The sequence below is a fragment of the Gardnerella massiliensis genome (assembly GCF_003408845.1).
Taxonomy (GTDB): Bacteria; Actinomycetota; Actinomycetes; order Actinomycetales; family Bifidobacteriaceae; genus Bifidobacterium; species Bifidobacterium vaginale_H.
In genome coordinates this window covers 47713-62684 of the sequence record NZ_LRTV01000009.1, presented here as the reverse complement: position 1 = coordinate 62684, position 14972 = coordinate 47713, and the positions used below count along the sequence as shown (strand labels likewise).

The window sequence follows — 14972 nt, the reverse complement described above, 5'->3', positions numbered from 1 at the left end:
TTTGCTTTTTAAATATTGTGTCCCCGCTCATAAAATTATGAACGGGGACACATCATATTTATTTTGTCAGTAGTATTAATCATCACCTAGTGTGATGTGAATACCACCTACAAGAGATCCGACAACGTTATAAAGCAGCGCAATAATTGCCGAAAGTATAGTTACAATAACGATTTCGACAATAGAGAAAATTGTTACAGCACTTAATACCGTTGGCAAAGAAAACACGTCTGCAAGATTAAAACCGTTACTATCCAATCCGGTTGAAGACACGATTTGTGTTACCTGATCAAATACACCTACCATATTCAAGAATAGCCATACTAATCCTGCTGCAATAACTTGAATAATTCCACCTGCAACGCTGAGTAAAAATGTAACTTTTGCAACAGACCATGCATCAACGCGAACTAGAGAGAGACTCATACGCCTTGCACGCGGGGTTCGACTAGATTTTGCTGAATTATGAGCCTGATTGTTTAGATTATTAGATGCAGTTCCACCAACAGTACGACGTGAAGCATAGCTGCTGCTCACTCGTCCTGAAGTTGAAGGATTTTCTTTAGCAATATTTCCCAACGATGAAAGATACATCCCGCCGTTAGACTTGTTTTCTTTATTATCCTCGATGTACGCACCTTCTGCAGAAGGAACGTGCTGTTCTGCAAATTCTTCTTCATTTTCCGAAATAATTGCAGATTTTTCACTCATATTGGTTGGATGCGATGGCTCAAAATTTTCGCTCATCTCAGTGTTCCTTCTCTTACTATATTTCGTACAATCAGTGTCATTATATCAATGAGAGTACCAATAAAAACGGACTATAAACGCTCTCATGGTACTCTCATTTATTCTTTTTTATTATTAAATTTTATTCCTCAGCGTATGTAGTTTCTGCAGAATCTTGTATATTATCCGCATTTGCTTCATTTAGTTGAGTTGTTACTTCATCTGTTTGATGATCGTCATCAGTTTCTTCATTGCGAGCAATGGAAATGATTTCGTCACCATTATCTGGCTTTGCTAAAGTTACGCCTTGAGTAGTTCGTCCCGTACGTTTCACTTCGTTTACGTTGGAACGAATTACTTTGCCTGACTTCATAATTGCCATTACTTGATCTGTTTCTTCAACAATTAATGCGCCAACTAATGAACCACGACCTTCTGCAAGTTGTACAGCTTTCACACCGTAACCGTTTCTGCCTTGCAAACGATACTCTTCAATAGCAGTTCGCTTAGCAAATCCTTCATTAGTAACTACAAGAAGATCTTTACTAGTTTCTGCAGCAACAACGTCCATGTCGAGCAATTCGTCACCTTCACGGAATCGCATGCCTTGAACGCCAGCAGTTTGGCGACCCATTGGTCGAAGCTGTTCATCATCTGCTCTAAACTTCAGACTCATGCCGAGCTTAGAAACAAGAATAATGTCGTCTTCTGGATTGCACAATGCTGCACCAATAAGCTCGTCAGAAGGCTCACCAGTTGTTTCATCTGCCATTAAACGAACTGCAATTAAACCGCCTTGACGTGGAGAATCGTATTCTTGCAAAGCTGTTTTCTTAACTTTACCCGAGCGAGTTGCAAGTACAAGATATTTTGCTACATCATAATTTTCGATTGAAAGCACTGCTTGAATTGTTTCTCCAGGAGTAAATTGCAGAAGATTTGCAACATGCTGACCTTTAGAATCGCGCGATCCTTCTGGAAGTTCATAAGCTTTCAAACGATAAACTCGACCACGATTGGTAAAGAAGAGAAGCCAATTATGTGTGGATGTGAGGAAGAAGTGATCTACTACATCATCTTCACGAAGCTTAGCGCCTTTAATACCTTTACCACCGCGATGTTGAGCACGATACTCGTCTGCTTTTGTACGCTTAATGTAGCCTGCTCGAGTAACTGTTACAACAACGTTTTCTTCCGCAATAAGATCCTCAACGTTCATCTCACCAGAGAATGGAAGAATCTTTGTTCTACGTTCGTCACCATATTTAGCAACAATTTCGTCAAGTTCATCACCTACGATTGTGCGCTGACGTTCTGGACTTGCCAAAATATCGTTGTAATCAGCAATTTTTCGCATTAATTCTTCGTGTTCGTCGAGAATTTTCTGACGTTCCAAAGCCGCAAGCCTACGAAGTTGCATTGCAAGAATTGCGTCTGCTTGAACTTCATCGACATCGAGCAAATCCATCAATCCTGTGCGAGCAGTATCAACATCTTTAGACGCACGAATTAAAACAACAACTTCATCAATCATATCCAAGGCTTTCAAATAGCCTTGCAAAATATGGTCGCGCTCTTCGGCTTCACGCTTTAAGTAACGTGTACGACGATCAATAACTTCAAGCTGATGAGCTACCCAGTGGCGTATAAACGCATCCAAACTCAAAGTTCTAGGCACTCCATCAACCAAAGCAAGCATGTTTGCACCAAAAGTTTGTTGCAACTGCGAATGCTTATACAAGTTATTTAAAACAACTTTTGGAACAGCATCTCTCTTAAGAACAAGTACCAAACGCTGACCAGTACGACCGGACGTTTCGTCTCGCATATCAGCAATGCCTTGAATCTTGCCGTCACGTACAGCTTCCCTAATAGAAGCAGCAAGACGGTCAGGATTTACCTGGTATGGAAGCTCGGTTACAACCAAGCACATACGTCCCTTTATTTCCTCAGTATTGACTACTGCACGCATGGTGATTAAGCCGCGGCCAGTACGATAAGCCTGCTCAATTCCTTTGTGACCTAAAATTGTTGCTCCAGTAGGAAAATCAGGTCCTTTAATGCGCTGAATTAATGCTTCAAGAAGTTCTTCTTTACTAGCATCTGGATGTTCCAAAGCCCAGTGCACACCATCAGCCACTTCACGCATATTATGAGGTGGAATATTTGTTGCCATACCAACAGCAATACCTGCGGAACCATTTACTAGGAGGTTAGGGAATCGTGCTGGAAGAACTGTAGGCTCTTGCGTTTTACCATCATAATTTGGCAGAAAATCGACGGTATCTTTATCAATATCACGCACCATTTCCATAGCCAAAGGTGCCATACGACATTCTGTATAACGCATTGCTGCTGCAGGATCGTCACCAGGGGAACCAAAGTTTCCTTGACCATCGACGAGCATATAACGCATAGACCAAGACTGAGCCATACGCACCAAAGTGTCATAAATAGCAGAATCACCATGAGGATGATACTTACCCATAACGTCGCCCACGACGCGGGAACACTTGTTATATCCACGATCAGGCCTATATCCGCCGTCATACATGGCATAAATAACGCGGCGGTGTACTGGTTTCAAACCGTCACGAACATCTGGCAAAGCTCGCTCAATAATAACTGACAAAGCATAAGCCAAGTAGGATTCTCGCATTTCCTGTTGCAAATCCATGTGCTTTACGCGAGCACCCTTCATTAAGCCATAATCAGTATTATCTGATTCCTGTGGGCTTTGCGGTTCTATTGAACCATCTGGCAGTTGATCTCGTTCTTCGCCATCATTAGCGGCATTTATTTCGTCTACCACTGCAATTCCTTTGTATTTTTATACGTTTAACGTTCTATCTGGCTATATTTTCTAAGAATAAATCTCATACTTAAGCATCAATAAATCGTGCATCATGAGCATTTCGTTGAATAAAGAGTCGTCGTGGCTCTACTTCGTCGCCCATAAGCATGGAGAAGGTTTCATCAGCACGAGCAGCATCTTCAATATGAATTTGCTTCAAAATGCGATGTTCAGGATCCATAGTGGTTTCCCACAACTCCTGATAACTCATCTCACCCAAGCCCTTATATCGCTGAATACCTTCACCCTTAGGAAGTTGACGACCAGCAGCTTTACCTTCTGCAAGAACGCGATCACGTTCAGCATCTGTATAAACGAAGTCGTGTGCTCCCTTACTCCACTTCAAGCGGTACAAAGGTGGCATAGCAACATAAACGTATCCTGCTGTAATCATAGGACGCATGTAGCGGAAGAACAGTGTCAAATTCAAAGTAGCAATATGAGCACCATCAACATCAGCATCAGCCATAATAATAACTTTGTGGTAACGGACCTTGCTTAAATCAAAATCTTCACCATAACCGCCACCAACTGCAGTGATTAAGGATTCAATAGTCTCAGACTTCATCATTCTGTCTATTGATGCACGCTCAGTGTTCAAAATCTTACCGCGCAAAGGCAAAATTGCTTGTGTAATAGGATCTCGACCTTGAATTGCGGAGCCACCTGCAGAATCACCCTCGACGATGAATAATTCACATTCTTCAGGATTACTTGATTGGCAGTCCTTCAGCTTATCTGGCATACCAGCAGTTTCAAAAATAGACTTGCGACGAGTATTTTCGCGAGCTTTCTTTGCTGCCAGACGAGCACGAGAAGCTTCCATAGCTTTTTGAATAATATTCTTCGCTTCACTTGGATGAGCATCGAGCCAATCTCCAAGCTTTTCTGTCATAACTCGCTGCACGAAAGTCTTAGCTTCGGAATTTCCAAGTTTTGTCTTAGTCTGACCTTCAAACTGTGGAGTAGTAAGTTTTACTGAAACTACCGCAGTTAAACCTTCACGAACATCGTCACCAGAAAGATTAGTATCTTTTTCTTTTAAGATATTTTTTTCACGAGCATAACGATTAATTAAAGTTGTTAAAGCAGCACGGAAGCCTTCTTCGTGAGTGCCACCTTCAGTAGTTGAAATTGTATTAGCAAAAGTGTGAACTGCTTCTGAATAGGCAACGGTCCACTGCATAGCAATTTCTGCTGAAATACCAATTTCAAGATCTTCAGCTTCAAAATCAATAACATCTTGCTCTACCGGCACAGCCTTACGAGATTTAACTAAATAATCAACGTAATCTTTAATACCGTGCTCATATTGGTAGCTTACGCTTCGATGCTTTGTTTCATCAGTAGACTCATTATCTCCTGCAACTTCGTCTCCAGCTTCATCTGGTTTACGTAAGTCAGTTAAGGAAATCTTCAACCCTTTATTTAGGAAGGCCATCTGCTGGAAGCGAGAACGCAATGTTTCAAAATCGTATGTAGTTGTTTCAAAAATTGCTGCATCCGGCCAGAATGTTACGGACGTACCAGTAGATTCTCCTTCTTCCATTGGCTTACCTTGGGCAAGTGGAGCAGTTGGATGCTGATCTACATACGTTTGTGTCCAGTGGAATCCTTGACGACGGACTTCAATTTCCACACGCGTAGAAAGTGCGTTGACTACAGAAATACCAACACCGTGAAGACCACCGGAAACAGCATAGCCGCCGCCACCAAACTTGCCACCAGCATGCAGCTTAGTCATCACTGTTTCAACACCAGAAACACCTTCGCCTGGAACCTCATCTACTGGTATGCCACGGCCATCATCGACAACGCGAATAGCGTTATCTGGCAAAATTGTTACTTCAATATGCGAAGCATAGCCAGCTAATGCTTCATCTACAGAATTATCTACAATCTCATAAACTAAGTGATGCAAGCCGCGAGGACCGGTAGAACCAATGTACATACCCGGTCGAATACGAACAGCCTCCAAACCTTCGAGAACTCGAAGATCACTAGCATCATAATGTTCAGGAGCAAGTGAATCATCAAGTTGAGCATCATTAAGCTTATGCTCTTCGACAGTATTGTCCATCGAATTATCTTCTGTATTTGTCACCTTAGGTCCCTTCACCATTTTTCACACCAAAAGGCATTAATAAGGTCAACATACGCCAGAAAGCACAAAAAAGGGGATTCTAGCGCTTGAACTATATTACATGACATTCTACACATACATAATGACCTCTCGTCATTAAGAGGCCTTTTCACTATTTTTAATATTTACTTACTTTTCCAAGCACCTAATCCGGTTGTAGTAGGGCCAATAACTTTAATTTCTGTAATCTCAATATCGGCAAGATTTTCAGAAATTTTTTTCTTTAATTGAGGAAGTAAATAAGAAAGTTGTGTAGCCCAAACAGCTGATTGCGCACGAATAATAAGTGTTCCATTTCTTATTTGACTAATTTCACAATGTTGAGCAATAACTTCTCCCACCACTTTATTCCAAGAAACACGCAATTTTGCTATAGAAAGCTGCTTATTCCACCTATTTTTAGAAGCAAAAGTTTGTAAAATTCCACCTAATTCAATAGGATCTCTCCCAGGTTTACCAAAATTTTCCCAAGCCTGCTCAGCTCGGTAAGAAAGATCTTCTTTTTTTCTTGCTTTAGCAGAAATTGGTTCAAATATTAATGCCGGTAATTTACGAGTATCTAGCTTAAGAATCTTATACGCAGGTATCATAGTGCATCATTTTCCTGACTGCTGCGTTGGGCTAATATACCTTTTAGCATGGTGGTGTGAAGCGAATTAATATCATCGTCTTGTTGGGATGTTAAATCAGCAACATCAATAATATGATGATTGCATAACTCACTATTTTCAATGCTGTTAGGTATATCGCTTATTGAGGAAGTAGTAATAAAAACTTGTCCTTGTTGTTCTGCAAAATTCAAAATTTGTTGACGTCTCTGTTCATCGAGCTGAGCAAAGACATCGTCAAGAATAATAACAGGATTATCACGATTTTTTTCTTCTAATGCTTTACACAGTGCCATTTTTGCAGCTATAGCAAGTGTCCATGATTCACCATTAGAAGCAAAATCCTTAGCAAGCATAGAATCAAGCATAAAATTGACGTCATCTCGATGAGGACCTATAAGATTGCATCCTCTAGCAAGTTCACCCTCATAAATACGTTGAAAATGCTCACCTATATCTTGTAAAAGTTCATTATGAGAATCGTAACTTTTTAATACTTCTTCAAATGAAGGAGCATATTGTAATATTGCGTTTTCACTATTATTAGTAAGATTTTGAACAAGCTGAGTAAAAGAGTTATTTAATATAGTTACTACTTGATTTCGAGCACGAGTTACAGCAATAGCACTTTCAATAAATCTTCCAGTCCAAATTTCTAAACCAGATAGTGAAATATTACGTTCAGAATAAGAATTTTCTCGAATATTTTTTAGTAGTGCAGCACGTTGCTTAGCAATATGACGAAATTCTTGAATAAGCTGTGCATAATTAGGAAGTAATAAAGTTCCCGCCTGATCTAAAAAAGTACGTCTTATATTAGGATCTCCAAAAATAAGAGATTGATCTCGAGGAGTGAAAGAAACCACGGGAAGTAATCCTGCAATTTCTCTCATATATAATGATTTTCCAGAATTAATACGCGCTCTATTGGCACCCTTTATTGAAAGAGTAACTTCGTAAGTAGTATCTTCTTTGTTGTCACACACGTTAATACGTATAGTAGATGTTTCATAACCTCGTGTAACAAGAGGTAAAGTTGAGGAAGTTCTGTGACTTATTCCTGTTCCAACAATTTCTAAGGATTCTACAATATTTGTTTTTCCTAAACCATTATTGCCAAGAATAATATTTATTCCAGGCTGAAAATCACAAATAATATGTTTCCAAGAACGAAAAGTATCAAGGGCAATGCGAGAAACAAACACTGTTTTTATTACCCTTTCTTTTTACGAAAAACGTATAATATTAAATATTTTTAAACGTTGGTAGTTATATATAAAAAATTGCGATATTACACTCACTTTGAAAATGTGTTGATATTAAATTCATAGTGAATGTAATATCGCAAAAATGTTTAATTATTAAAGCGCATAGGAACAAGAAGATAACGATAATTCAGAGATTCGTCACCATCAGATTCTTGTTGACCATTAAATTCGACAGGTTTTACTGCTGTTGCCATTTTCATATGAACGAAAGGTTCACTAATAGCGCTTAATCCTTCCACTAAGTACATTGGATTAAATGCTACGGTAATGTCTTCTCCATCCATATCAATATCGAGAACTTCATTTGCTTGAGATTCATCGGCAGTACCAGCACTTAATGTGAGTTCTTGATTAGAAAAGACCATGCGAATAGGAGCATTACGTTCAGCAACCAAAGATACTCGTTTGATAGCGTTAATTAATGCTTGTCTGTCAATAACAGCGTGAATAGGATATTCATCGACAAAAAGTCTGTCTACTGAAGGAAATTCGCCATCAATTAGTTGTGATGTGCTGGTTCGTCCAGAGTTTTCAAAACCAAGTAATGTTGGTTCTTCTTCATTAAAGTAAACAAGAACATTTTGGTGGTCATCAAAAGAACGAGCAATGTCACGAAGTAAAGATCCACGAACAAGAGTTGTTGCGTGAATATTTTCATGTTCAGGAGTCCATTTGAAATTAGAACGAGACAAGCGGAAACGGTCAGTAGAAGTCATAGTTACGGTATCGTCATCAAATTGCATGCGAATACCAGTCAGTACAGGCCTATTTTCTTCTCGTGAAACAGAAACAGAGGCTTGGTTAACAGCTTGCATAAAAGTTGGAGCATCAACTTGTCCTAATTTGCTAGGAAGATCAGGCAAATTAGGATATTCACCGAGTGGCATTAGTTGCAGAGTAAAAGTTGATTTTCCAGAAGTAATGGTCAAAGTATTTTCTTTAGAACTTAGATAAGTATTTTCTGCTGGAAGAGATTTAGTAATATCTGCCATTAATTTGCCTAAAACAAGAACGCTACCTTCTTCATCAATGCCAGCTTCAATGTGGTGACAACTGGAAATCTGATAGTTAAATGCAGAAAGTTGTAAGGTACCATTTGTTGCTTCAATTTTTAAGCCTGCAAGGATAGGATTAGCTGGTCTTGCATCGATAACGCGTGTTGTCCAAGCTACAGCGTCAGCGAAAGATGCAGAATTAACTTCTACTTTCATACGTCCTCTTTTCTGTAAAGTCTGCAATTATTCTATCGTATGTTGCGCCTACTTTGCTAAGTGAAAAAAGAAAGTGGAAAAAGTCTTAATTATTTCTACTAATAAGTAAGTAAATAAAGTAATAGGCATAATAAGCGTGGTTAATATGTGGAAAAGTGCTGTAAAAGCGCGAAATAAAAAGGTTATGCACACGAGAAAATTGTGTATAGTGTTCGAACAACAGTGTGCACAAGTAGTCGACTTATCCACAGCGTTAGCTATTTTTTGAGTTGTTAACAGTTGAATCGTGCTTATACACGACTTACTAACATTTTAAAACGGCGTTTTCCACGAGTTATGCTCAGGTTTTACCCACATTTGTGATTAAGTATGTGGATAACTTTCTTTATTTTCTATGAACAATTAAAGAATAACATGGTGGAAAAGCAAATATTTTTTATACTACTTCCTATGCTCGGTAGGATTTTGCTTCAAACGAACTGTTAATTCCATAACGTAATTATAAATTTCCTGCTTTTCTTGCATCTCACCACTAACACGAGTATAAGCGTGCATAACGGTGGTATGATCTCGACCGCCAAAAACCTCGCCAATATCAACCAAGCTCATACTTGTCATTTCACGAGCAAGATACATAGCAATTTGACGTGCAAGTGCAACATTTTTTGTACGTTGGCGACCAACAAGTTCATCAAAAGTCATGTGGAAATATTGCGCAACTTGACTAATAATATCGGATGGTCGAACTTCAATATCAGTTGCAAAGAAATCCTGCAACGCCTGTTCCGCCAAAGCCTTACTCACCGGCTGATTACTTAAGGAAGCAACAGCGGTAACGCGAGTTAACGCACCTTCAAGCTCACGAATATTCTCTGTAAAGCGTTCGGCAATCAAATCAAGTACATCACTCGGAACGTTGCAATGGTTCATAGAAGCCATCATACGTAAAATTGCGATACGCGTCTCTAAATCTGGTGGTTTAATATCAACGGTAAGACCAGATTCAAACCTGGAAATTAAACGAGCTTCAAATCCCTTAAGATTTTTTGGAGCAACATCAGAAGCAATAACAATACGTTTATTGGCCTGATACAAGGCATTAAAAGTATGGAAGAACTGTTCTAGTGTTGCTTCCTTACCACCGAGGAATTGAATATCATCAATGAGAAGTACATCAACTTCACGGTAACGCCTGTTAAAGTCAGCAATTTGACCTTGACTTTGATTTGGCGTCTGTAGAGCTTCAATAAACTCATTGGTAAACTCCTCACTGGTGACATAACGCACTTTAAGAGAAGCATCCTTAACCAAAGCATAATTACCAATAGCATTAAGCAAATGGGTTTTACCAAGCCCAGAACCGCCATAAATACATAACGGATTAAAGTCGCGGCCAGATCCTTCAGCAACAGCAAGAGCTACAGTTCTTGCAAAACGGTTTGAATCTCCAGGCACAAACGTATCGAAAGTTGCACAAGTATTTAAATGCGTAACAGAATCTCTTTGCACGGAAACAGGCATTTTTTGTTGAGAAACCTGTGCCGAAGTAGATGGCATACGAGTTTGTTGCAGAGTGGAAAGACCAGTGGCATTGTCAAAATCCGGCTGCGAAGGCATTGTCGCCGAATGTAAAGTATTAAGTGAATCTTCAGATTTTCTGTCAGCTTCCATCGAGTTAGTAGAAGCTGAATTATGAGATAGAGGAGCTGGGGAAGTTGTATTGATTGATGCCGTTTGTTTCGGCTGAGGCGCCACAGTAGGGCGTGTATCAGCCGCATTTTGCTCGTTATTATGCGTTTGTGGAACTATTTTGAAAGCAGGGAACATATCCTTGCCTGTGCAAATTTTCAAAGCAGTCAGCAGCGGAGAATTAAGTTCATTCTGTAATGCAAGCTGCGCTTGAGCATTAGGAACACATAAAACGATAGTTGTCCCAAAAATTGCCTCTGGTTCGACGCTTTCAAACCAACCCTTATCTCGTGCAGTTAACAGGGCATTGTGCTGCAAAACAGTAAGCGTATTAGACCAAACAAGAGCAGCTTGTGCTGCAGGGTCGCCTAATGTATCAGCCATGTCACCCCCCAAAAGGTTAACGTACACACATGAGAATAAATATGATTTTTATACGCGCACGCGTGTGTAAAAGTATCAGTAAGCTATCTTTACACCGACCCTACGAAGTTATCCACAGTCTAGCGTGTTGAAATTACTTAAATGTGAATAACATGTGTGTAATTTGTGGATAAGTTAGAAGTGTAGTTTTGGCTATATTTCAACGTTTTTGGCTATATTAAAAATGTGATGAAAATGTGAACAAAATAATTTTTGTTATCTGTATGACATTCACCCAATAAGCACAAAAAATGTGAAGTTTTGACTCTTGGTGAGGGGTAAGAGTATTTTAGTAGAGCTTGACTCATACGGGGCCATGCTTTTGCATGGCTGAATACAGGAGCATTAGTTATGAAGAGGACATTCCAGCCGAATAACCGTCGTCGTCACATGAAGCACGGCTTCCGCGTTCGCATGCGTACGCGTTCTGGTCGCGCCGTTATTAATCGTCGTCGCGCCAAGGGCCGTAAGTCGCTGTCTGCCTGAGCTAAGGTAGCGTCGTCAGGTATGGAAAGGCTGAAAAGCCACCGTGATTTTGTTACGGTACTTAGGAAACGACGCAAAGTGAGTTCGCGGGATATCGTCGCGCATTATGTGATGCGTGACGATATAGCCGTACCGAACGCGCTTAACGAAGGTAGAAGTGCAGGTCTAGAAAGTGTTGCCACGGGTTTTGAAAGTAGTATTCCCGCGGCATTTTCTGATACCTTAAAACAAGCTCACAATACTGAGGTTGCCAAGAGGTTAGGCCTTGCTGTATCTAAATCAGTAGGAAAAGCTGTAATTCGTAATAAAGTGAAGCGTCGTTTAAGGGCTATTACTCGCGAATGCGAATTTTTGTTGCCTGCGGGCTGCGATGTTGTACTACGAGCTAAGCCGACTGCAGCTAAAGCTTCATTTGATTCACTGCAAAAACAAATTCGAAAGCTATTTGAAAAAATTAGTGAAGTGTTGCAGCCTGCTCAAGGTTGTGAATCGCATGAAAATAATCAAAATTAAGTAAGTGAGTATATATTACTTAGAGAGAGAAAGTGGTTATTATTATGCGAAATAAGGAAAGTTTTGCAGCGAGTACAATGATTACAGCAATTCGTTGGTATCAGCGCGTGATTTCTGCCAAAAGACCAGCTTGCTGCCGCTACTATCCTACTTGTTCGCGTTACGCTATTGAAGCCGTTACAAGGTTTGGAGCAGTAAAAGGTGGTATTCTGGCGGCGTTGCGACTACTTCGCTGCAGACCGTGGACTAGTTGCAGTATTGACGACGTGCCACATATTTATTCAATTTTTTATCGTTGTGCTTGGTCTAAAGCGCATGAAGAGCCTCGGTTAACTCCCTTGGCTGAAGAAGACAAGGAAAACTAATGTTTAATCAAGATCACTTCTTACTTGATAGCGGACCCTGGGGATGGTTCTACAAAATCCTTACGCCAGTTGAGTGGCTTATGACTCAAGTTATGTACTTGTTCCACAAATTCCTAACTATGCTCGGGATGAATGAAATTGGTTTCTCTTGGGTTCTTTCGATAGTGTTTTTGGTGCTGGTTGTTCATGCCTGCATCTTCCCTGCCTTTATAAAAAGCATTAAGGGCATGCGTAATATGCAGGCAATTGCCCCTAAAATGAAGAAGATTCAGCAAAAGTATAAGGGCAAAAATGATGCTGCAAGCAAAGAAGCAATGCAGCGAGAAATGATGAAACTGTACCAAGATAACAACGCAAATCCTGCTGGAAGCTGCCTTCCTATGATGATTCAAGGTCCAGCGTTTATGAGTATTTGGTATACGCTTTCTGTGATTCCGTTCATTGCTCGTGGAAAGCATGCCGCTCTTGGAGCTTTTGATATTGCTACAGCACAACAATTTATTAAAACGCACGTGTTTGGCGTAGGTGTTGCTGACACATTTATGACGGTTGGGGCATTAGGGAAAGTTGTTATTGTTATCGTTGTAATACTCATGTGTGCTGCAATGTGGTACATGCAGTTTAACAATATTCGTAAGAATCTGCCTCCAGAATCTAAGCAGGGCAGCCAATATACGATGCAAAAGCTCATGATGTGGGGATTCCCGTTAATCTATGTTTTCTCTGCATTCGCTCTTCCATTTGCAATGCTTGTTTATTGGCTTGTAAACAACATTATGAATATGCTTCGCTCTATTTGGCAGGTATATGCCTTCCCAACTCCTGGCTCTCCTGCAGCTGAGGAAAAAGAAGAGCGAGATTATAAGAGAGAAACAGCTCGTCGCGAACGTGAAGGATTGCCTTCTATTGAAGAAGAAAAGCTCCAACAAGCCCGCGAAGAGGCTGAGCGTAGGGAAACTGAAGGATTCCAACGTAAGCAACCACAACGTAAGCGTAAGGTGACAAAGCGGTAGTAATAGCTATATTACATAAATCAACAAAGCCGGTGCGAAAGCCTGAAAATAGGTTGTTAACTTGGCTTTATTATCCGCTAAACTAGACTTCAGAATTGTGTAACGTGAATTTGTATCACGATAAGGAGTAGGTAATGATACAAGATGAGAAGAAGACAGTGGATCAGCTCAATGAAGAAGCTGATATCGCTGCCGATTATTTGGAAGGTTTGCTTGATATTGCCGATTATGAAGGCGATATTGAGATGGGAGTGCGCAATAACCGTCCAATGATTCAAATTGTTGCTGATGACGATACTGATATCAAGCATTTGATTGGTCGCGAGGGCGAAGTGGTTGATGCTTTGCAACAGCTGAGTCGTCTTGCTATTCAGCAGAAAACTGGTGATCGTTCGCATCTTATTGTTGATGTTGACGGGTTCTTAAAGCGTAAGCGTCAGCATTTACGCGATATTGCATTGGATGCTGTTGATGAAGTTCGTGAAACTGGTGAATCTGTATCTTTGAAGCCTATGAATTCGTTTGAGCGTAAGGTTATTCACGATACTGTGCGCGATGAGGGCTTGCGTTCTCGTTCGCATGGTGAGGAGCCACATCGTTATGTGACGGTGTATTTGCCTGCCAGTGCAGACGAAAATATGGTTGACGATGCTGAAGATGTTTCTGCAGACGATGGGTATGTAGAAGAATAATTAATGCTACACCTCTTAGTGTTGTCTAAAATCGAGAAAAAATAAAATTATCCAATAAGATAAAGTAACATAGTTGAACAAATTTTGTTTAATTATGTTACTTTTATCTGTTTGTGATGTACTAAAAAATGAATCTGAAAATCAACAAAGCGCGGGACAATATGGAAAATATTCAATCTACTCAAGCGACAGAAAGTATGCAAAATGTAGTTGATGAATTGGAAAATTCCCCACTTTTAGCTGATATTCTTGGAAATGCTCTTAGCCAGTGCGAGCTGTTTCACGTGAAACTACAAAAAGAAGGTTTGTTGCGTGGGCTGGTTGGACCGCGAGATATGGGAATTTTGTGGGAGCGACACATATTAAATTCTGCTGCCGTTGTGCCATTTATTCGTGAAACTATTTCTGGTAGTAAAAGTAAAAGAGTTGCCGATGTTGGTAGCGGTGGCGGCTTCCCTGGATTAGTACTGGCTGCTTGTTTACCAGAAAGCGATGTGACATTAATTGAGCCAATGGAACGTCGTGTAACATGGCTTCAAGAATGTGTTGCCCTTATGGGATTAAAAAACGTAACTATTTTTCATGGAAGATCAGACGAAGTTATTGAGAAAATTAAATCTCACGAGATAAATGCTTTTGATGCCGTAACGTGCAGAGCTGTGGCCCCTATGACAAAATTGGCAGGGTGGACGATACCATTGTTGCGCGAACACGGTCGACTGGTTGCTCTTAAAGGAAAATCTGCTCAAGCAGAGATAGAAAAAGCTGCAAAGATGATTCGCAAAGCTGGTGGTGTAAAGCCTCGAGTTCTTGAAGCGCCTGTGGCTCCTGGCTTGCAACCGACTACTGTTGTAATTGTAGACAAAGCTTGATTTTTTAAAATTGCGCAAGCAAAAAAAGCAACGTTAATAAGCAAATAAAATCAATTAAACTGTTACATTGTTTCATGTGAAACATTAAGCGATTTTGCGTTTTTAT

Annotated in this window: 13 protein-coding genes; 6 read left to right on the top strand and 7 right to left on the bottom strand. The window is 40.2% G+C overall.

The features are described 5' to 3' along the window. Nucleotides 1-75 precede the first annotated feature (75 nt). The 7 genes from AXE77_RS05345 to dnaA form a co-directional block, all read right to left on the bottom strand. Nucleotides 76-690 (bottom strand): DUF3566 domain-containing protein, encoded by a 615-nt coding sequence (locus tag AXE77_RS05345; protein ID WP_421778503.1) that lies wholly within the window; start codon nt 688-690, stop codon nt 76-78. A gap of 181 nt (nt 691-871) precedes the next feature. Further along, a complete protein-coding gene (gene gyrA / locus AXE77_RS05340; protein WP_116712460.1) occupies nt 872-3541 on the bottom strand; it encodes a DNA gyrase subunit A in 2670 nt (889 codons plus the stop codon). 70 nt (nt 3542-3611) lie between these two features. After that, nucleotides 3612-5687, bottom strand: coding sequence for a DNA topoisomerase (ATP-hydrolyzing) subunit B (gene gyrB / locus AXE77_RS05335; RefSeq protein ID WP_116712459.1), 2076 nt, complete (start codon nt 5685-5687; stop codon nt 3612-3614). A 164-nt stretch (nt 5688-5851) separates the two neighbouring features. After that, nucleotides 5852-6316 carry a DciA family protein gene (locus tag AXE77_RS05330; protein WP_116712458.1) on the bottom strand — a complete coding sequence of 155 codons (465 nt, stop codon included), beginning with the start codon at nt 6314-6316 and terminating at the stop codon, nt 5852-5854. After that, on the bottom strand, nt 6313-7539 hold the full coding sequence (gene recF / locus AXE77_RS05325; RefSeq protein WP_116712457.1) for a DNA replication/repair protein RecF: 1227 nt from the start codon (nt 7537-7539) through the stop codon (nt 6313-6315). Before recF ends, AXE77_RS05330 begins: the two co-directional genes overlap by 4 nt. 149 nt (nt 7540-7688) lie before the next feature. Next, a complete protein-coding gene (gene dnaN, locus AXE77_RS05320; protein ID WP_116712456.1) occupies nt 7689-8813 on the bottom strand; it encodes a DNA polymerase III subunit beta in 1125 nt (374 codons plus the stop codon). A 441-nt stretch (nt 8814-9254) separates the two neighbouring features. Beyond that, entirely contained in the window at nt 9255-10886 is a 1632-nt protein-coding gene (gene dnaA / locus AXE77_RS05315) for a chromosomal replication initiator protein DnaA (protein WP_116712455.1), read from the bottom strand. Between the two features lie 390 nt (nt 10887-11276). Here dnaA and rpmH point away from each other — a divergent pair, with 390 nt between their 5' ends. The 6 genes from rpmH to rsmG all read left to right on the top strand — a co-directional run bounded on the left by rpmH (nt 11277) and on the right by rsmG (nt 14866). Beyond that, on the top strand, nt 11277-11411 hold the full coding sequence (gene rpmH, locus AXE77_RS05310) for a 50S ribosomal protein L34 (protein ID WP_116712454.1): 135 nt from the start codon (nt 11277-11279) through the stop codon (nt 11409-11411). A 21-nt stretch (nt 11412-11432) separates the two neighbouring features. Further along, the gene (gene rnpA / locus AXE77_RS05305; protein ID WP_116712453.1) at nt 11433-11924 is read left to right on the top strand and encodes a ribonuclease P protein component; all 492 of its coding nucleotides are present in this window, start codon (nt 11433-11435) and stop codon (nt 11922-11924) included. Between the two features lie 44 nt (nt 11925-11968). Further along, on the top strand, nt 11969-12289 hold the full coding sequence (gene yidD, locus AXE77_RS05300) for a membrane protein insertion efficiency factor YidD (protein WP_116712489.1): 321 nt from the start codon (nt 11969-11971) through the stop codon (nt 12287-12289). Further along, the gene (gene yidC, locus AXE77_RS05295) at nt 12289-13302 is read left to right on the top strand and encodes a membrane protein insertase YidC (RefSeq protein ID WP_116712452.1); all 1014 of its coding nucleotides are present in this window, start codon (nt 12289-12291) and stop codon (nt 13300-13302) included. The genes yidD and yidC overlap by 1 nt, the downstream gene beginning before the upstream one ends. Before the next feature lie 134 nt (nt 13303-13436). Next, the gene (locus tag AXE77_RS05290) at nt 13437-13994 is read left to right on the top strand and encodes a Jag family protein (RefSeq protein ID WP_116712451.1); all 558 of its coding nucleotides are present in this window, start codon (nt 13437-13439) and stop codon (nt 13992-13994) included. A 161-nt stretch (nt 13995-14155) separates the two neighbouring features. After that, nucleotides 14156-14866 (top strand): 16S rRNA (guanine(527)-N(7))-methyltransferase RsmG, encoded by a 711-nt coding sequence (rsmG, locus tag AXE77_RS05285; protein ID WP_165846084.1) that lies wholly within the window; start codon nt 14156-14158, stop codon nt 14864-14866. The last annotated feature ends 106 nt before the right edge of the window (nt 14867-14972 follow it).